The following is an 18,671-nucleotide window of genomic DNA, read 5'->3' on the forward strand; positions in this document are numbered from 1 at the left end:
CCACTCACTTAATTGATTTTATTTCCTTGAAGAGATCTTCTCCATCTCTAATTATATTTTCACTACCAAAGGCTGCAAGATAATTTTTCTTCATGGCTTCATCAAAGATTTTTCCATAGGAATTTAATTTTTCTAAGTTTGTTTCTAAGGCTTCCTTCTTGGATTTTTCTAAATCTTCGACTTTAAGTCCTGTAATAAATCTTGAAAGGTTGATGTCTCCCACTTGTTCTGGAGAAAGTAGTGGGTCAAAGGAATTCATTGATCCAATAATGAAGTTTTTAAGATCCTCATCTGACATTTTTACATTTTCTACAAAGTTTCCAATAGAATCATAAACCTTAACAGTATTTTTTAAGTTAGGGTCCCTGTAAGAATAAGTTGCCATGTCGCCAGACCTTCCTATAGTGATTCCTCCACCATAGGCACCACCCTTGGCTCTGATTTCATTGTGCAGGTAGGATGAGTTTAAAATATTTGCAAGAACTGTTAAGTCTCCCCTGTATTTTAGACCCAAGTCTTCAAGGTTGTAACCCTTTGATACATATACAACATTTGAAGTAGTGTAAAGTCCTTCATTCTTATTATTTCTTTCGAATTCATAATCTGCTGGCTTAATATTTTTCATTTCTAAGGAATTGATATATTTTTCAAGCTCAGGCTTAATATTATTTATGTCTTCTAGGTTTCCTGCAGTCGAAATAATTAAATTATCTCTAACAAAGAGTTTTTCATAGATTTTTTCTGACTCTTTCTCAAAATCTTCCCACTTTTCTTCAAAGTTTTCTACTAAATCTCTCATGAAGTCGTAATAATTTAGTCCGCCAATATGTGATTGGATGTCAGCAACTCTTGAGTAGTAGGATTTTAAAATTGAAATTATGAATTGGTGGCCATTTTGTAACATTGTGGACTCAATTCTTGATTTTAAAATATTCAAAAGTTCTTTAATTCTCTTTTTAGAATCAAGAAGCGAATTATTCGTGATTTCATCTATAATTTCAAGACCTCTTCCTAGCTTATCGGCAGTAGACTTCATCTTGATATTCATCCTAAGGACGTATTTTTCCTTGTCCTTAGCATCAACATAAACAGATGGGTTAAAGGAAATTCCCCCAGTTGCCTTGTAGATCTCGTTATTTAATTCTTCATAAGTGTAATTTTTTGTGTCGATAAGTCCAATTAGTGAAAGCAGAAGGGACATTGTCTCCATATCTTCTTTTTCAATAAAGGAAATGTCGTGAGAAAGTGTAGTGTAGACAATTCCATTTGTCTCTTGGTGAGTTTTTAAATAAACTACATCTCCAAGCTTGTCTTCTTCCACTGGGTATTCAGTGACCTTTTCGTCAATGTCAGATAATTCTAGAGAAGGAATTGTGTCCTTGTTTTCTTGTGAGTCTTCTTGATTTTGATATTCTTCAAGGTCTCTAGATTTTTTTACAATTTCTTGGATTTCCTCATCAGACATTTTTGCCTTGAGTTCTTGAAGTTCTTTCTTTAATTCTTCCTCTTCCCTGTGATTTTTATTTAGCTCTGGTCTTGCAACTAGGTTGACAGAATACTCGTTGTCCAATAATTTTTCCTTGATATAATTTTCCACAAAACCATCATTTAATTTTTCCTTAACTTCACTTAATACGTCGTTGTAGTAAAGGGCATCAAGTGGTGACTGGTCATATAACCAAGAATTAAGAGCCCTAATATAATATATTATTGCCTTTTGAGTTCCTCCACCTTCTCTAAAGATAAATTCAAACTTATTTAAAGTTGCTTCAAGTAGGTCCTTGTCGATTCCTTCCTCAACTAATTTTTCAAGACTTTCTCTCAATAGTTTTAAGAATTCATCCTTCTTGTCGGCCTCAGTATTTTTTAAGACAATTGATAGATCTAGAGGAAGTGATGAAGAAGTTTCTGAATAGACATCTTCAGCAAGTCCTGCATCAAAGATTGCCTTCTTAAGTGGTCCCCCTTGAGCATCAATTAAAAGTTCTGCCAAGAAGTCACGCATAAAGACATCCATCTTGGAGTCAGCATAGCCAAGAGTCCAACCCTTGGATAAATAATCTATCTTGTCCTTCATTTCTTCCTTTGATGCAGAAAAAGTTATTTCCACATCCTTAGTTTTTTTGATTTCATCATTTAAAATTATTTCAGAATTAATTTCAGCTTTGTCAAAGTCTTGTAAATAATTTTTGTCAATAAAGTCCAAGGCCTCTTCCATATTTTGATTTCCATAAAGGTAAATGTAGGAGTTTGATGGATGGTAGTACTTTTTGTGGTAGTCTTTAAACTCCTCGTAGCTTAGGCTTGTAATAAGTTTTGGATCCCCACCAGAGTCAACTCCATAGGATGAGTCTTCATGAAGGGCAAAGACCATGGCATCTGACACAAGGTTTTCTGATGCAGAGTAAACTCCCTTCATCTCGTTATAAACAACTCCATTGTATTTTAAGTCGTCCTCCTTGTCCTTTAGTTCATAGTGCCAGCCTTCTTGAAGAAAAATTTTTTCTTCTTCATAAATTGCTGGGTGAAAAACTGCATCAAGGTAGACATCCATTAAGTTGTAAAAGTCTTTTTCATTTCTTGATGAAACTGGATAAATTGTTTTGTCTGGAAAAGTCATGGCATTTAAAAATGTTTGTAGCGATGACTTAATTAAATCCATAAAAGGTTCCTTTGTCTTAAACTTTCTTGAGCCAGAAAGAACGCAGTGCTCAACAATGTGGCAAACACCATTTCCTCTTTCAGGTGGTGTCCTAAAGCCAATCCCAAAGGCCTTGTTGTCGTCATTGTTTTCAAGAGTTAAGACTCTTGCTCCTGTCTTTATATGAGTATAGACCTTACAATTAGATGCAACCTCGTCTATATATTTTTCTTCGATTAATTTATAATTATTCAAGTTAATCCCTCCAAAGTCCATTATACTTGTTAAAAAACAATTTAACAAACTAGAATTAAGTGGCTATTTATTGGGTAAAGGCTAAGAGAGGTGAAATTATGTCAAGAAAAAATGACATCAAAAAACTAGCTTTTGCAGCTGCCACAATTTCAGCAGCCATATTTGCTGCAAAAAAAGCTTCTGATGATGAAGTAAAGGTCCTAATGCCAAATCGTGACGAAGAGTCCCTTGCCTATCTCTTGGGAGATGGCTTTGGCAATCTGGCTCTTGCCTATGGACTTATTAACCACGCAAACTTAGACCCAAAAAATATAAATATTTATACAAAAGCTTTTAATGAATTTACAAATATAAATGAAGATGAAAATACCTATGTGACTTTTGACAATAGGTTCTCTGAATATAACTTTAAGAACACTCTCGAACTTTTAAAAAATATAATGACTGAAGAAGAAATTCTTGAAATATATGAAAAAATTGCAAAAAAAGAAAGCCCAAGGATTATGGACTTGTCAATGAATTCATCCTATAAGATAGAAGAGCTTGATGAAGCCAGCAAGAAAAAAATTTACAAGCTAATGCTCTCTCCCCTTGACTTGGAAACTCAGTCAAGTATTGAAAAATACTTCTTGTTTTCAGACTTCTTGAAATCAAACTTTTACTATTACTTAGCAAATATTTACAATTTAAAGGCCACTTCTCCAGTTAAAGAGCTTAGAGAAGGTCTACTTGATTATATTGGTTCTCAATCTTACTTTACTTTAGACAGCGAGCTTATTTACGAGAAGCTTCGCTCCTATTTAGAGGAAAGAGGAGTCAACTTCTTCCATGGCTACAAGTTTCTTGAATTTTCGTCAGAAAAAACTCATGTAAGCAAGCTTGTCTTTGAAAAGGATGAACAGGTTGAGGAAGTCTATACTGACTTAAAGGATATTATATCCATTGAGTCTCCAACTTATTTGGATAACCTATCCCTTGGCAACATAAGAGAAGTTCCAGAAAATATTTTAAACACTTATTATTCTGGAGAAAAAATGTCAACTGGGGACATCTACAAGGAAATTAAGGGAAAGACTTCCGATTCGGGAATTTTATACGTAAACTTTAACTTCTCTGAACCGATTTTCTTGGAAAAAATTAAAAGTAATCTAAGAGATAGTGACTTCTTTATTTTTAAATCTAAGGCAGGAATTTCTGCAAAGGTCTTTGATAATAGAATTATCTTAAAGGTCATAAACCCCAACAAGAATTCAATCTTTGTTGGAGATGTATTTAAGGCCCTCAACGGCGAAGACTTTTTCTTTGAGCTAATAAAACTTTTTGGACTTGAGGACCATTATGGCGAATTGAGACTTAAGCTAAAATCTGTCTCCATATCCCTTATGGAAAACTACAAGAAGGTCTCAGGAGAAGTTTACACTAAAAATATAAATCAAATTTCAAATTTAATTTTCCTATCATCAAAGTCTTCTGACTTTGGAGAACTATACTCAGTGGAAAAATTAATTAAAATGGGATTAAAAAGTTCCCACGAGCTAATGGGAATTGACCACCTAGAAGTTTTTGAAAATAATCTTACAAAAATGGAAATTTTAAAATTCCTTAATAGCTTATAAAAAAAAGTGCAGAGATGCACTTTTTTTATTTTCTATTAAGTTTTAAGATGTTTTTTATAAGTATAAAAATTTTGTGAGTCCATAATTATTGCCAAGCCTTAAAATACTTGTGACTTATTAAATATTTATAACTTTACAAATAATTATGACTTAATAAATAATTACGACCCTATTAAAAATTACGACTTTACAATTTATTATAAGCCCACAACTTTTTACAAGCCTAGAAAATTAAAAAAATAAAAAATCTAAGCCATGAAACATTTTAATTCATAGACTTAGATTTTTTAATATCTAACTTATTACAAACCTAAATTTGGATTTGCAAAATTTTTTTCATCAAGATTGCCAGCCATATATTCATAATAAGCTGCTGATGCAATCATAGCAGCATTGTCTGTGCAGAGCTTTAAGTCAGGATAGAAAATTTTAATATTTTCTTTGTCGCCTTCTTCTTCAAAGGCTTTTCTTATCCTAGAGTTTGCTGAAACGCCACCACAAAGGACAATCTTATCCATATTCTTTTCTCTTGCAAGTCTAAAAGATTTTTCAAGTAAGACGTCAACCACTGCCTCTTGGAAGGACTTGCACACATCTTCTATGACAATTTCTTCTCCACGAAGCTTAGTTGAATTTAAATAATTTAAGACTGCAGTCTTGAGGCCAGAAAAAGAGAAGTTATAATTATCTTCCTTGATCATTACCCTTGGGAAGTCTATAGTTTCCTTGCCTTCTTTTGCAAGCTTATCAACTATAGGCCCACCTGGATAACCAATCCCCATAGACCTTGCCACCTTGTCAAAGGCTTCACCCACTGCATCGTCCACAGTTCTTCCATGAAGAGTAAAGTCAACATAGTCCTTGACTTCAATTAAGTAGGTATGGCCACCAGAAATTATTAGTCCAATAAAGGGCGGCTCCAAGTCCTTAAAGGAAATATAATTTGCACAAACGTGTCCCACAATGTGGTTGACCCCAACAAAGGGTTTATTTGTTGCAAGGGCAAGAGTCTTTCCTGCACTTAGGCCCACAAGTAGGGCTCCAATAAGACCTGGCCCCTTTGTGGCTGCAATAATATCTATGTCCTTAAGGTCCACTCCTGCCTCGTCAAGTCCTTCCTTTAAGACTGTGTTAATAGCTTCAACATGTTGTCTTGATGCAATTTCAGGTACAACTCCACCAAATTTTTTGTGGGTATCAATTTGGGATGCAATCACATTAGAATAAACTTTTCGTCCGTCTTCAACAACAGCAACAGAAGTTTCATCACAAGAGGATTCCACTGCCAAAACTTTCATCTCATCACTCCCTCCACATTATATAGGCATCTCTGTCAATGCCGTAATAATCTTTTCTCACTCCTTGGATTGTAAATCCAAACTTTTTATATAAATTAAAGGCGACCCTATTTGACTTTTCAACCTCCAGGGTCATCTTGTAAGATTCTCTTTCTGCAAGATCAATTAAACCTTCAAAAAGGTCATTTGCAAGTTTTTGTCCACGATATTTTTTCCCAACAGCAACATTTCCTATGTGAATTTCATCATAAATCCTCATAAAAGAAATGAATCCGCCTATTTCACCATCAACTTCAACTACTAAAATATCTGAAAGTTCATCAAAAACTACGGCGTTCTCGATGGATTTTTTCGACCAGGGATTTTCAAAGGTCTCAACTTCGATTTCGTGAATCCTATCTATGTCAGACTTATTTGCCAGTCTCGTGATTTTTTTCATACTGGGCCTCTGCCTGAGAAAGTTTTAAATAATTCGGTACAAGACTAAAGATATCAACGGGACCATTCTTTTTGTATTGGATTAATCCAAGTCTTGCAATGTTAGTCCCTTTCATACCCTTGTTCTTGGATAATTTTGCCTGAAGAAGTTCTTCTAGGAATTTTTCTGCATCGAGTCCCACAAGAGTGACTTCATCACACTTATTTAACTCTTCCTTAAACTTTTCAAAGGGCAAGAGGGAGTCTTCAAATAATACTTCTGGGTCCTTGTCATTGTCAATTATAGAGCCATATACATTTCCACGTCTCGCATCGACAATAGTAGCAACCTTGCCGTAGTCTGACATCCCATTTGCTACAAGAGAAGAAACTCCAATTAAGTCCTTATCAAGTGAGAAGGCCAAGACCTTGGCAATAGTAATTCCAATCCTAAGTCCTGTAAAGGATCCTGGTCCTATTCCCACTGCAATTAGGTCAATATCTTCTAGAGAAAATTCAAACTTTTTGAAAATTTCTTCAATCATATCTGTCACAGATTCTGAATGAGAAACTCGACCCCTTAAGTTGTATTCAGCTAGGACTTCATCGTCTTCGATTAGCCCAATAGCAGTTGTTCTTGTGGAAGTATCAATTCCCAAAACTTTCATCTAATTTCTCCTTCAATTCATCAAATCTATTTCCAACATACTTTATAGCTAAGTCTCTTTTATCATCATGGGACTTAATGTTTATCTCCATATATTCTTCTGGTAGGGCATCCCTAATTTTTTCTGCCCACTCAACTATGGTAACTCCATCAGAATAAAAATATTCATCAAAACCAAGATAGTCAACATCAACCATGTCGTCAAGCCTATAGGTATCAATGTGGTATAAGTCAATCTTGCCGTAATATTCATTTACAATTGTAAAAGTAGGACTTGTCACATAGTCATCAATCCCAAGTCCCTTGGCAATAGACTTTGTAAGAGTGGTCTTCCCCGCTCCCAAGTCACCATTAAGGCAGACAACATCTCCTGGTCTTAAGTTTTCTCCAAGAATGAGTCCAAATTTTTCTGTCTCTTCTAAATTATTTAAGCTTATCATGTAAATCCTCAAATACATTTTCAGAATATTCAAAGGGAACTTTCTCTGACTTTTCTTCAGCTGGATGACCTATGCCGATTATGCACTCAACATCAAACTTGTCTTCAAGGTCAAAGAACTTGTGCAAAAATTCTTGGGCAGGAATTCCACTTTCGTGTTTGGAATCAGTCACGTTGGCCCAAGTTGCCCCAAGGTCCAAGTCAGTTGCTGCAAGTAAGATATAAGTTGCAGCAATAGATGCGTCTTGGTGGTTGGTGTTTGGTGCAATCTCGCTATCAGTTACTATAGCAATAGCGACATCAGCACCAGCCAAGAACTTGGCACTGTTTACCTTATAATTAGAAAGTTCTTCCAATCTTTTTTTATCTCTAATAATTATATATCTAACTGGGTTTCTGTTTTTTGCCGTTGGGGCATGAAGTGCAATAGTTAAAATTTCTCTCAAGTCTTCTTCAGAAACTTTTTCATCAGTAAATTTTCTTATACTTCTTCTTTTTTCAACTAAATCTAAAAGCATATTATCACCTCAAAATATTATAACACATAGTAATTTTAAATTTAAAAATTTGCAAGAAAAAAGAGGGGCTAGCCCTCTTTAATCACTTTTAATACATTTCTTCTCAATAATATGAGTCATAATTATATTCAATGGCCTTCTTCTCTTCTGTCACAAGATCTTTATACCAAGATGGAAAATCAGTTTCTTCATCGTAAACCATCTTTTGCCAATCTTCATCAGTAAGTCTTTCCTTATTTAAAAATTCATAGTAAGAGAAAGTTGCTCCCCTACCCATGTAAAGTTTATCTTGGTGAGGATAGATTACAAAAATTTCCATAGGCTTGCCTGTTCCTATATGAGAAATTTCTCCTTCTGGGAGACCCACACTATTTTCCACAACTCTCATTAGGTCAACTACTACTGGCATCCTCCTGTCTGTTGCATTTTGTATTTCATACCAGCCAGAAATTTCATATTCATCAGAGGACTCAACAAAGTCAACCATTAGCATTTCCATTTCTCCACCAATGAAATATAGGTCTGATATTTCTTCTTCTGTAAGCTCTTCATTTTGAAGTTCTTTAATTGAAATATCTCTAAATTTAATAACCATAGCTTGGAAATTATTTATTTTTTCTTCATACTTTTCACTTAGCATGTTTCGATTCTTTAAATTTACCTTAGTAAATTCAAGTAGCCAATTTAATTTTTCGTAAAGTTCTACATTTGGTTCAACATAGGATTTTGGAATTTCGAATTCTCCTCCGCCACCCATTTCAGCCATGACTGCCTTGCCATATAAAACTGTGTCGTGTTTTAACTCTGCAAAAGAACCAAGAGCAGATACTAGGTCCTTTCTTTCCCAAGCATCATTTCTCATAAACATTGGATAGCCCTCTCCAAATTTTTGGTCATAGGACTTTAGCATCCATAGCCATCCACGGTACATATTTTTTTGCCAGTCTAAGTCTTCCATCTTCTTCACACTTGAAATATTTTCATCAGTTTTTTCCTTGTACTTATCCCAGTGAGAATTGTAGGAATCATTATCTAAAATTTCTCTCGCCTTTTCATTTTCAAAGGCAGCCATAAGGTCCAAGCCAGAATATATTGGTCTATCAGATGGGTGATTTTGGCTCGCAATATCAACAACATTTTGCATCAATACGCTATCCATAACTGCTCTTTGTGGCATATACCTAAAGGACTTGCCCATAAAACCTGCCACTTGTGGGTCTGGATATGACTTTAATACTGTGTAGACATCTTTTAAATTTTTATTGTCATCTAGTTTATTAATGTCAAAATCTTTTCCATAAACTCCATAAAGTGTTCTTGCAAATTCTCTTATGGAAAGGTCATCAGCAGACTCAACCATAAAGTCAATTGGTTCAACTAAGTCTTCCCAATTTTTTAAAATTTCAGGATTTTTATAAATTGAATAAGTTAGAAGAAGTCCTTGCAAGATACTGTCTTCATCAGGCTTGCCTTCATTCTCTATAAATAGTCCAACTTGACCAAAGTACATTGTGCCTGAAAAATATTTTTTTAATTCTTCACTTCTTGTGTAGTGACCTCTTGGTTTAAGTTGTGAAAAATCTACATCCCTTCCACTTACGGATGAAGAAGTAATTTCTTCAGTGCTTGCCTTTTTTATCTCTTCTTCATAAATTTTCTTGGCTTCTTCAGGTAAGTTTTCTGGTTCAATTCCCAAGAGCTTAAGGCCAGTTGCTATAAAGGCAATGTTTCTATTTTGAATTTCTTTTAGCCTATCGTTTTTAAGTTCCTTATAAAGATTTATATTTTCTGCAAGCAAACTTTGATTTAAGCTAATAGATTTTGGATAGAGCTCTTCTTTTTCCAAATTTCTCAAGAATCCATCATAGAAAATATGGAAGATGTGAGTTACTGAATCAGTTGTCACAAAACTTGCTAATTCTTTATATTCATTGTCTTCATAAACTTGGTGAATTTGGTCAAATTCATAATTCCAAGGATCTTCCATGTATTCATTGTCTTCTAAATTTTTTGGCTTAGTTATTACAAAACCATTTTTTATTAGCAATTCTTTTTGCTTTTCTGTAAAATCTCCAAAGTCAGAAAAATTTTCTACATTGGAAAAATCATCAGCAACCTTATAGTCTTCAATACTTGGTGTAAACTCAGAAAGTTTGTAATCAATATAAGCAGTTTTGTTTTCCATTTCATCTAAAAATTTTGTGTCTTGAAGTTCAATCTTTGCAGTTTCCTTTTCTGGCAAAGTCCCCTTATCATTTTTACAGGCTGATAAAAGAGTAAGTGCCAAAAGTGAAGTTATAAGTATTTTTTTCTTTACTTCCATTTTACTTCATCTCCTTCTAAATATAATTCTCTCTCGCTTCCATCTATCTCAACTTTTTTCTCCTTGTCTAAAAATTTTGGCTCAGACTTTAAGACTTCACTCCCATAATTTCTCTCGACAGCGAAATTTGTCCAGTCATAGACACCAAATAGATAATTGCCATCAAGGTTTTTTTCTATGGAAATAATTTCATCGTAAGCATCTCCATCAAGATCACATAAGTTAAAATCTTTAATGGGATTATATAGTCTTGAAATTCTTAATTTTGGCCTTAACTTTTGATTTTTAAAGTCAATATTGTATAAGAAACACCTCCTGGCAAACTTTTGATCAAAAGGTGTCTTCTTATAAACTCCAAGTGCAAGCTCAATTGGACCTCCATCCACATTAGCTAAGTCAATCTTCCAAGGCTTTAAATCACTTACATCAATAATAAATTCTTCGTTTTTATTTTTAATCCTCAGTTCACTTCCATACTCACCATCTAGAGAAATAATTTCTGCCGAAAGATTAGCTTGGCTTGCACTATCTATAACTTGAGCTTCATTGCCTCTACATCCTGTCAAAAAAATAAGTAAAAATATTAAGTACTTCATGCTTTTATTATATCATTTAATTTAGTAGTTTATTTATATAAAGTTTTTTTATTTATTATAAAATTTTCAGACTTACTTAATCAAAAATTTTATGAGATTAACTCTATTTAAATATTTTTAATCTTAAATTATAAAAAATTACAAAATAAAAAACCCAGGAAATTTTCCTGAGTTTTCTATATCTTAAAGAGTTTCTTTTAGATTCTCTTAATATTTAATTTCAAATAAGAATTATTATTCATTATCTGTGTTTTCTTCAGTTGCATCTTCGTCGATTAGATCAGCGTCAAGATTTGCATCTGAGAAATTAAGTCCTAGCATTTCTCCAATAGTCATGTTGAAGTCATCTTGTTTAGGTTCTTCAATTTTCTTTTCTCTCTTTGGAGCTCTTCTTTCTCTTCTAGGTTTTCTTTCTCTTGGTTTAGCTTCTTCGCTTTCTTCTTTTTCTTCAGGTTCAATTAGAGCCTTGATTGAAAGAGAAATCTTTTGATTTTCTTCATCAATGTCAGTTACCTTAACTGTAACTTCTTCACCAATAGAAAGTTTATCTTGTGGTTTTTCAACGTGTTCTCTTGAGATTTGAGAAACGTGAAGTAGACCATCAACGCCTTGTTCAAGTCTTACGAAAGCACCGAAGTCAAGTAGGTTTACAACCTTACCCTTAACAACGTCGCCAACTTTAACTTCTTTTGTAAATACATCCCATGGTTTTTCCATAGTTTGTTTTAGTCCAAGTGCGATTCTATTCTTTTCTTTATCTACATTAAGAACTTGTACCTTAACAACATCTCCAGGTGCTACTACATCTGAAGGGTGTTTAACTCTGTTCCAAGAAAGTTCAGAGATATGGATAAGTCCATCTACTCCTCCAACATCTACGAATGCACCAAAGTTAGTTAATCTTTGTACAGTTCCTTCGATAATGTCTCCTTCTTCAAGCTTGTCATATACTTCATCACGAATCTTGTCTAATTCTTCTTGAAGTACATTCTTTCTTGAAAGAACAATTCTTCTCTTTCTCTTATCAAAATCGATAATTTCAGTTTCGAATTCTTCTCCAATGAATTTGCTTAAATCTTTTTGGAATCTAACAGAAACATGAGATGCTGGTATAAATGCATTAAGTCCTCTGTAATCTGCAGTAAGTCCGCCCTTAACTTGGTTTTTAACAGTTACTGTTATGTTTTCTTTGTTGTTATAAAGTTCTTCAACTTCATCCCAAACCTTCATGTCAGCAACTCTTTTTGTTGAAAGGACAACATTGCCGTCTCCATCATCCATCTTTAGAACGTAAACATCAATTTCTTGACCTTGTTCATAAAGATCTTGAGGATTTACATCAGGTCCTCCTGCAAGTTCATCTCTTGAAATGATACCATCTGATCTGTATCCAAGATTAACCATTACTTCTGAATCAGTTATATATAAAACCTCTCCAGTTACTACTTCGCCACGTCTAATTCTTTTAAAAGAATTTTCGATGGCTTCCATCATCTCACCTTTGTCAAAATTTTCCATCCTACTAACAGCCTCCTTGATTACCGATTCCGGTGTGGATGCTCCGGCGGTAATACCTATTTTATTAAATTTTTTAAATATATTTAAATCAATATCTCTAATGGACTGAATTAAAAATACATTTTTACAATTTAATTTCGCAATTTCTGCAAGTTTTTTTGTGTTGGAAGATTTTTTGCCGCCAAGTACAATTAGGGCATCAACATTTTTTGATAAATTCCTAACACTTTCTTGTCTCTCGAAAGTTGCATTACATATAGTATTATAAACTAAAACTTCATCTTTTGAAATATCTTTTATAAGATTTGTTGCTTTTTCGAAAAAATCTACATTATTTGTAGTTTGTGAGACAATAACTAGCTTTCCCTCTGGAATTTTTATATCTTCCAAATTTGAAATAATTGTTGCAGAGTCATTGCATCGAGAATTTATTCCCACCACTTCAGGGTGGTCTTGATTCCCAATAATTACTATATTATAACCTTTTTTGTAGAAATTATCTACTATATTATAAACTTTTTCTACCTTAGGGCAAACACAATTTATTATTTCATTATTCTTTTCTTCTAATTTGTCTAAAATCCTCTTGTGGACTCCGTGACTTCTTATAATAACTTTGGAGTTTTCAACATTGGTGTCATCAATTGTCACAACTCCTAAGTCTTCAAGTTCTTTTACTACTCCTTCATTGTGAACAAGGTCGCCATAGGAATAGACTCCCTCACCTGCATTGTCAAAGGCCATCTTAACAGCTCTTTTTACTCCGCCACAAAATCCATGCTTATTAGCTACAATAATTTCCATTTAACTTCATCACCATACACTATTCTCATTATGTCTTGGGAAATATTTTCAAGCTCCCCTGGAGAATATTTTATTTCCTTATTAATTTTTACAGGCTCCCTAAAATAAATCCTAGTCTTCCTAAAGGGCTTGTAGTCTCCCTCAATATAAACTGGAAGGACTCTTGAATTTGTCTTTTGCGCAATAAGGGCTATGCCAGATTTTATTCTCGTGTAGTCAGCTTCCTTTACCCTAGTTCCTTCAGGAAAGATTCCAAGAACATCTTCATTTTTTAAAATTTTTAGGGATTTTTTTATGGCTGCTAGGTCATTCCCTTGTCTATCAATGGGAAAGGCTCCAAGCTTAGTTAAAAAACCTCCAAAAAATTTATTTTCGAATAGTTCCTTCTTCGCCATCCAAAAAATTTGTCTTTCAAAAATTGCTGAAATAGCCACTGGATCTAGGTTGCTCTTGTGATTTCCACAAATTATTAATCTTTCAGAATCTTGTGGAATATTTTCTCTTCCATGGACTTCAAGTCTATATATGTGTCTCATAAAAAATCCCACAATACCTCTAACAGCAAAGTAAAACATACGTCACCTTTTTATATAAGAAATTATTTTTTCAATTGTCTCTTCAGCATTTAAGTCTGTACTGTCAATTAAAATTGCATCTTCTGTTTGAATAAGTGGAGAATTTTCCCTGTGAGAGTCATTATAATCTCTCACTTTTAAGTCCTCTAAAATTTCATCAAAAGATACCTTGTCGTCATCAATTTGCTTATACCTTCTCATGGCACGAGTCTTGACATCAGCAGTTAAGAAAAACTTGTATTCAGCGTCTTTTAATACAACTGAGCCAATATCTCTTCCCTCCATGACAACGTCCTTGTCACTTGCAATTTCTCTTTGCATCTTCACGAGATAGTCTCTAATAATTTTCTTTTTGGACATCTCTGAAGTCTTGTTAGAAATTTCATTTTCTCTTATTTCCTTTGAGACATCTCTTCCATCAAGAAAAATTTTATCTCCCTCAAAAGATATTTTTGTGTTTTTAAGAATATCTTCATAAGAAGACTCATCTTCCTTTAGAAGCTTAAGGGTAATAGCCCTATACATAGCTCCTGTGTCAACGTATAAGACCCCAAGTCTCTTTGCAATTTCCTTTGCAAGAGAACTTTTCCCTGAGCCTGCTGGTCCATCTATTGCAATTTTCATTTTTACCTCCAAAAAAAATCACTACTTAGCGTAGTGACTCTTATCATTGTTATTATATTTTATTTTTGAAAATAAGTAAAGGCTTAGAGATTGATGCCGCAGGAGTAGCCAGTTGAATTTGCAATTTGAATATTAAATCCACCTGTTAGTCCATCGATATCTATGACTTCACCAATAAAGTATAAGCCTTTAACAAGTTTTGACTCCATAGTCTTTGGGTCAATATCCTTAACGTCTATTCCGCCACTAGTTACTATTGCCCTGTCAATATCATCGAGACTAGCAAAAATTAATTTAAAGTTTTTAATTGTCTTTACAAGCTCTTCTCTTTCTTCTTTTGTAATTTGATTTATCTTTTTGTCTCCAGGAATTTTTGCAGAATCAAGAACATAAGCAATCAAATCTCTTGGAAGAAGATTTCTTATCACATTTTCAATATTTTTATTTTGATTATCTTCAAAATCTCTCAAGATCCTATTATCCAACTTTTCTTTTGAAAGGGCTGGCTTTAAGTCCAGATAAAGTTCAAAATCATTAAGTCTATTAATTTTGCTTGAAGTCGTTAGGACAATGGGACCTGATATTCCCCTGTGAGTGAAGAGCATCTCACCAAATTCTCTAGAAATAACTTTTTTATCTTTCTCAACTCTTAATTCAACATTTTTTAGGCTAAGTCCTGCTAGTTCAAAATTATTTGAGAGATTAATTCCAATTAGTCCTGGCTTGGGCTCAATGATTTTATGACCAAACTCTTTTCCAAATTTGTAGCCGTCCCCAGTTGACCCTGTGAGTTTATAAGAGATACCGCCACTTGCAATTACCACCTTATCAAATTTTTCTCTGTCATTTAAGATAAAGGTCTCTCCATCTTTTTTTATGGACGTAACTTCTGTATTAAGTCTAACTTCAACCCCAACTTGTCTAAGCTTTTTCTCATAGGCCTTGATGACATCAGATGATTTGTCACTTGCTGGGAAGACCCTGTTCCCTCTTTCAACTTTTAGTGGCAGGCCTAGGTCTTCAAAGTAGTAATAAGTTGTGAATGGTGAAAAAGAATAAATTGATGAGAACATAAAGGAAGGGTTTCTCACAAGATTTTTCATAAAATCTTTTTCGTCTGTGTAGTTTGTTAGATTGCACCTTCCCTTGCCAGTGATAAATAGTTTTTTGCCAAGTTTTTCATTTTTTTCAAAGAGGACAACTTCATGATTTTCTCCTGCCTTAATGGCACACATCATGCCGGCTGGTCCTCCTCCTATAATTCCAATTCTCATCTAGTCACCTTCTTTTCGATTAAGTAAACAATGGGTGGATTGTGTTTTTGATTATAGAATTCTCTCTTCTCTACTTTAAAAATTTTTTGATCAAGAGTTTTTAAAAATTCATCGACGCCTTCTCTCTCTTCAAAAGAGTTTTCGTGACCCAAGTATGAAACTACAATTATTATTCCAGCTTCATTTATTCTGTCTGTTGTCTTTTTCAGTGACTCAATAGTTGAGTCTCTTAAAGTTGTAATCTTTTTATCAGAACCTGGCAAAAATCCTAAATTATAAATTACCAGGTCAAAACTCTTTAGTCTATCAATATTTGCATGGGAGTCCAAAAATAATTCAAAATTTTTATAATCTTTTAATAATCCTTTAGTCTTATTAATGGCCTCCTCTTGGACGTCAAATCCATAGACAAATCCATTTTGTCCAACAGCTTCTAAGAGCTTCAATGTGTCATTGCCCTTGCCAACAGTTGCATCAACTGCAATTTTTCCTAAAAAATTATGAGATAGGACTTCATCCACTATCTCATAATACTTTTCTTTCACTATCATTTTAATCCCTTTAGATATTTAACTTCTTTTTCATTTAGATATCTGTAGTTGCCTGGCTCAAGGTCTAAGAGCTGGATTTCTCCCATGGAAATTCTCTTTAGCTTCTTAACCTTATGGCCAATATAATCAAACATCCTCTTAACTTGATGGTTTTGTCCTTCAAAAATTTCTATTTCAAGAATGGAATCTTGCTTGAAGGATTTTAAAATTTTTAAATTTGCTGGAGAAGTTTTTAAGTCCCTAATGTCAAGACCTTCTCTTAAGAGAGAAAGCTCACGGGCATTGGGAGTCCCCTCAACAGTTACAATATATTTTTTCCCAATTTTATATCTTGGGTGCATCATGATATTTGCAAGTTGACCGTCATTTGTTAGAAAAACTAGGCCAGTTGTGTCAATATCAAGCCTTCCCACTGGGTAAACCCTGTAATCATCGGGCACAAGATCAGTGACAGTTGGCCTGTCTTTTTCATCTGATGCAGAAGTTACAACTCCTATGGGCTTATTTAAAATCATATAAACTTTTTTGCCTTCAAGTGTTAATCTTTTTCCATCGAGGTAAACCCTATCTACGTTGGGATCAACCTTTGTTCCAAGTTCTGTCACAACCTTGTCGTTAACTCTAACAAGTCCCTGCTTTATAAATTCTTCGCACTTTCTTCTCGATGCAGCTCCACAATGAGCCATATATTTTTGTAATCTCAATTAGATTCCTCCTCTAATTCCTTTAAGTCAGGTAGCTCTTCCAAGTTTTCCATCCCAAATTTTTGTAGAAATTTTTCTGTTGTTGAATAGAGATTAGGGTGACCAATCCTATCTAATTTGCCAGAAATTTCTATTAAATCAAAATCCAAAAGTCCCTTAATAGTTGAGTCGCAGTTAACTCCCCTTAGTTCTTCTACCTCTAACTTTGTCACTGGCTGCTTGTAGGCAATAATAGAAAGAGTCTCAAGGGCAGGCTTTGAAAGATTTTTTTCATTTTTTTCTTGTATCAAGTTTTTTAAGTAGGGCTCATTTTCTTGCTTAGTTCCCAGTTGAAACTTCCCGTCAACTTCCCTAAGCCTTAGGCCCGATGTCTCGTCCTTATAATTTTCTTTCATCTCCAAAAGAATTTCTCTCGCATAGTCCTTCCTAAGTTCTAAGGTAGATGCAAGATCCTCTAAGCTTATGGGATCGCCCCAGATGAAAAGAATTGATTCAATTATTGATTTCAGCCTGTTCCTGTCCATTGTACTCTCTCTCTTTTATTAAAATATCTGCAAAATTATCACTTTGATCTGCATAAATATATTCATTCTTAATAAGTTCCAACATTCCCAAAAAATAAGTGATGACATCCACCTTGTAAACTATATCATGAAGCAAATCGCTAAATTTTATCTCCTTATTCTTGTGGAGGGCAAGTTTAATCTTTCTGGCAGCATCTTCCACCTTGAAATATTCTCTTTCAATTCCCACAACTTCCTTGTCCTTATATCTTTTTAAAATATTAAAAAAAGCAAGGGAAAGTTTATCAACGTTAGAATCCTTTAAAAAGTCCAGCTCATTCATGGAAAATATTTCTGTCCTAAGCTTATAAAAGGACTTTGACTCATATTCTTCCTGAACTTTTAAAATTTCTGAAGCTTCCTTATACCTTTTATATTCCAAGAGACTCTCCACCAAATCTTGCCTCGGGTCATCTTCAACCTCCCCATCTTCATCAAGCTCCTCCTTCTTTGGAAGGAGCATCTTTGACTTTATCTCCAAAAGAGTTGAAGCCATTAAAATAAAATCTGAAGTGAGAGTTAGGTTTAACTTCTTCATGTTCTCAATGTATTTTAAAAATTCTTCAGTAATTTTAAAAATCGGTATGTCGTAAATATCTATTTCATTTTCTTTTATTAAATCTAAAAGAAGATCCATTGGACCTTCATAAGTTTTTAAAACAATATTGTATTCCATAAATTAATTCCTAAAGAAATAATTCCATTGATTATTCCATAGACAATTGGTCCAATAAATTTGTCAACAAGTCCAGAAAAAATCATTATAACTAATACAAAATAAAAATATTTTTCATACTTATAAAACTTGTATTCTAAATTTTCTGGCAAAAATGTCGCCAAGACCTTTGACCCATCAAGTGGTGGAAGAGGCACAAGATTAAAGACTCCAAGCATAATATTGTACCAAAAGATTGATGTGAAAAGAGGCACCAAGGCAGATGACTTGTAATTTAAGTAGACTAAAATTATTCCAGAAATTAGTCCAAGAACAAAATTTGTGAAGACTCCTGCAAGAGAAACTAAAAGTGATGCTACTTTCCTATTTCCTTTAAATCTATAAGGATTAATAGGCACGGCCTTTGCCCAGCCAAACCTAAAAATAACCATAGAAATTAAACCCACAGGGTCAATGTGATGCAGTGGGTTTAAGCTAAGTCTTCCGTCATCCTTTGCAGTTGTATCACCACAGAGATAGGCCACGTAACCGTGAGCTATCTCGTGAGGAATTATTGCCACCATTAGGGCAACAATATTTATTAGTATTGATACAATATCTAAGTTATTCATC

18 protein-coding genes are annotated in these 18,671 nt (G+C 33.9%); 1 reads left to right on the forward strand and 17 read right to left on the reverse strand.

Annotated features, from left to right (window positions below; all coding sequences use genetic code 11):
- Nucleotides 1-4: 4 nt before the first annotated feature.
- Nucleotides 5-2,896, reverse strand: a complete 2,892-nt coding sequence (locus I6I93_RS01075; protein WP_112890414.1) for an insulinase family protein — start codon at nucleotides 2,894-2,896, stop codon at nucleotides 5-7.
- A gap of 98 nt (nucleotides 2,897-2,994) precedes the next feature.
- On the opposite strand from I6I93_RS01075, the gene I6I93_RS01080 reads away from it, so the two are divergent.
- Nucleotides 2,995-4,512, forward strand: a complete 1,518-nt coding sequence (locus tag I6I93_RS01080) for an oleate hydratase (protein ID WP_112890415.1) — start codon at nucleotides 2,995-2,997, stop codon at nucleotides 4,510-4,512.
- Nucleotides 4,513-4,814: 302 nt separating this feature from the next.
- Here the strand turns inward: I6I93_RS01080 and tsaD are convergent, their stop codons facing one another.
- The 16 genes from tsaD to I6I93_RS01160 form a co-directional block, all read right to left on the reverse strand.
- Complete coding sequence (gene tsaD / locus I6I93_RS01085; RefSeq protein WP_112890416.1) at nucleotides 4,815-5,810, reverse strand: tRNA (adenosine(37)-N6)-threonylcarbamoyltransferase complex transferase subunit TsaD; 996 nt, start codon at nucleotides 5,808-5,810, stop codon at nucleotides 4,815-4,817.
- A 4-nt stretch (nucleotides 5,811-5,814) separates the two neighbouring features.
- On the reverse strand, nucleotides 5,815-6,249 hold the full coding sequence (rimI, locus tag I6I93_RS01090; protein WP_112890417.1) for a ribosomal protein S18-alanine N-acetyltransferase: 435 nt from the start codon (nucleotides 6,247-6,249) through the stop codon (nucleotides 5,815-5,817).
- On the reverse strand, nucleotides 6,221-6,895 hold the full coding sequence (tsaB, locus tag I6I93_RS01095; RefSeq protein WP_112890418.1) for a tRNA (adenosine(37)-N6)-threonylcarbamoyltransferase complex dimerization subunit type 1 TsaB: 675 nt from the start codon (nucleotides 6,893-6,895) through the stop codon (nucleotides 6,221-6,223). Before tsaB ends, rimI begins: the two co-directional genes overlap by 29 nt.
- A complete protein-coding gene (gene tsaE, locus I6I93_RS01100) occupies nucleotides 6,876-7,334 on the reverse strand; it encodes a tRNA (adenosine(37)-N6)-threonylcarbamoyltransferase complex ATPase subunit type 1 TsaE (RefSeq protein ID WP_112890419.1) in 459 nt (152 codons plus the stop codon). The genes tsaB and tsaE overlap by 20 nt, the downstream gene beginning before the upstream one ends.
- Nucleotides 7,318-7,851, reverse strand: coding sequence for a nitroreductase family protein (locus I6I93_RS01105; protein ID WP_112890420.1), 534 nt, complete (start codon nucleotides 7,849-7,851; stop codon nucleotides 7,318-7,320). The genes tsaE and I6I93_RS01105 overlap by 17 nt, the downstream gene beginning before the upstream one ends.
- Nucleotides 7,852-7,954: 103 nt before the next feature.
- Nucleotides 7,955-10,174 (reverse strand): DUF3160 domain-containing protein, encoded by a 2,220-nt coding sequence (locus I6I93_RS01110; protein ID WP_112890421.1) that lies wholly within the window; start codon nucleotides 10,172-10,174, stop codon nucleotides 7,955-7,957.
- A complete protein-coding gene (locus I6I93_RS01115; RefSeq protein WP_112890422.1) occupies nucleotides 10,165-10,770 on the reverse strand; it encodes a hypothetical protein in 606 nt (201 codons plus the stop codon). The genes I6I93_RS01110 and I6I93_RS01115 overlap by 10 nt, the downstream gene beginning before the upstream one ends.
- Nucleotides 10,771-11,004: 234 nt before the next feature.
- Nucleotides 11,005-13,092: a bifunctional 4-hydroxy-3-methylbut-2-enyl diphosphate reductase/30S ribosomal protein S1 gene (locus tag I6I93_RS01120; protein ID WP_112890423.1), complete on the reverse strand. Its 2,088-nt coding sequence runs from the start codon at nucleotides 13,090-13,092 to the stop codon at nucleotides 11,005-11,007.
- Complete coding sequence (locus I6I93_RS01125; RefSeq protein ID WP_112890424.1) at nucleotides 13,077-13,667, reverse strand: lysophospholipid acyltransferase family protein; 591 nt, start codon at nucleotides 13,665-13,667, stop codon at nucleotides 13,077-13,079. Before I6I93_RS01125 ends, I6I93_RS01120 begins: the two co-directional genes overlap by 16 nt.
- A 3-nt stretch (nucleotides 13,668-13,670) precedes the next feature.
- Entirely contained in the window at nucleotides 13,671-14,291 is a 621-nt protein-coding gene (gene cmk, locus I6I93_RS01130; protein ID WP_112890425.1) for a (d)CMP kinase, read from the reverse strand.
- Between the two features lie 83 nt (nucleotides 14,292-14,374).
- Nucleotides 14,375-15,565 (reverse strand): BaiN/RdsA family NAD(P)/FAD-dependent oxidoreductase, encoded by a 1,191-nt coding sequence (locus I6I93_RS01135; RefSeq protein WP_112890426.1) that lies wholly within the window; start codon nucleotides 15,563-15,565, stop codon nucleotides 14,375-14,377.
- Nucleotides 15,562-16,116, reverse strand: coding sequence for a tRNA (mnm(5)s(2)U34)-methyltransferase (locus tag I6I93_RS01140; RefSeq protein ID WP_112890427.1), 555 nt, complete (start codon nucleotides 16,114-16,116; stop codon nucleotides 15,562-15,564). The genes I6I93_RS01135 and I6I93_RS01140 overlap by 4 nt, the downstream gene beginning before the upstream one ends.
- Entirely contained in the window at nucleotides 16,113-16,820 is a 708-nt protein-coding gene (locus tag I6I93_RS01145; protein ID WP_112890428.1) for a pseudouridine synthase, read from the reverse strand. The genes I6I93_RS01140 and I6I93_RS01145 overlap by 4 nt, the downstream gene beginning before the upstream one ends.
- The gene (gene scpB, locus I6I93_RS01150; protein ID WP_070701937.1) at nucleotides 16,817-17,344 is read right to left on the reverse strand and encodes an SMC-Scp complex subunit ScpB; all 528 of its coding nucleotides are present in this window, start codon (nucleotides 17,342-17,344) and stop codon (nucleotides 16,817-16,819) included. The genes I6I93_RS01145 and scpB overlap by 4 nt, the downstream gene beginning before the upstream one ends.
- Nucleotides 17,313-18,059: a segregation and condensation protein A gene (locus I6I93_RS01155; RefSeq protein ID WP_112890429.1), complete on the reverse strand. Its 747-nt coding sequence runs from the start codon at nucleotides 18,057-18,059 to the stop codon at nucleotides 17,313-17,315. Before I6I93_RS01155 ends, scpB begins: the two co-directional genes overlap by 32 nt.
- Nucleotides 18,038-18,670, reverse strand: a complete 633-nt coding sequence (locus I6I93_RS01160) for a site-2 protease family protein (RefSeq protein ID WP_112890430.1) — start codon at nucleotides 18,668-18,670, stop codon at nucleotides 18,038-18,040. Before I6I93_RS01160 ends, I6I93_RS01155 begins: the two co-directional genes overlap by 22 nt.
- Between the last annotated feature and the right edge of the window lies 1 nt (nucleotide 18,671).

Source organism: Peptoniphilus harei, assembly GCF_016726485.1.
Classification (GTDB): Bacteria; Bacillota; Clostridia; order Tissierellales; family Peptoniphilaceae; genus Peptoniphilus_A; species Peptoniphilus_A harei.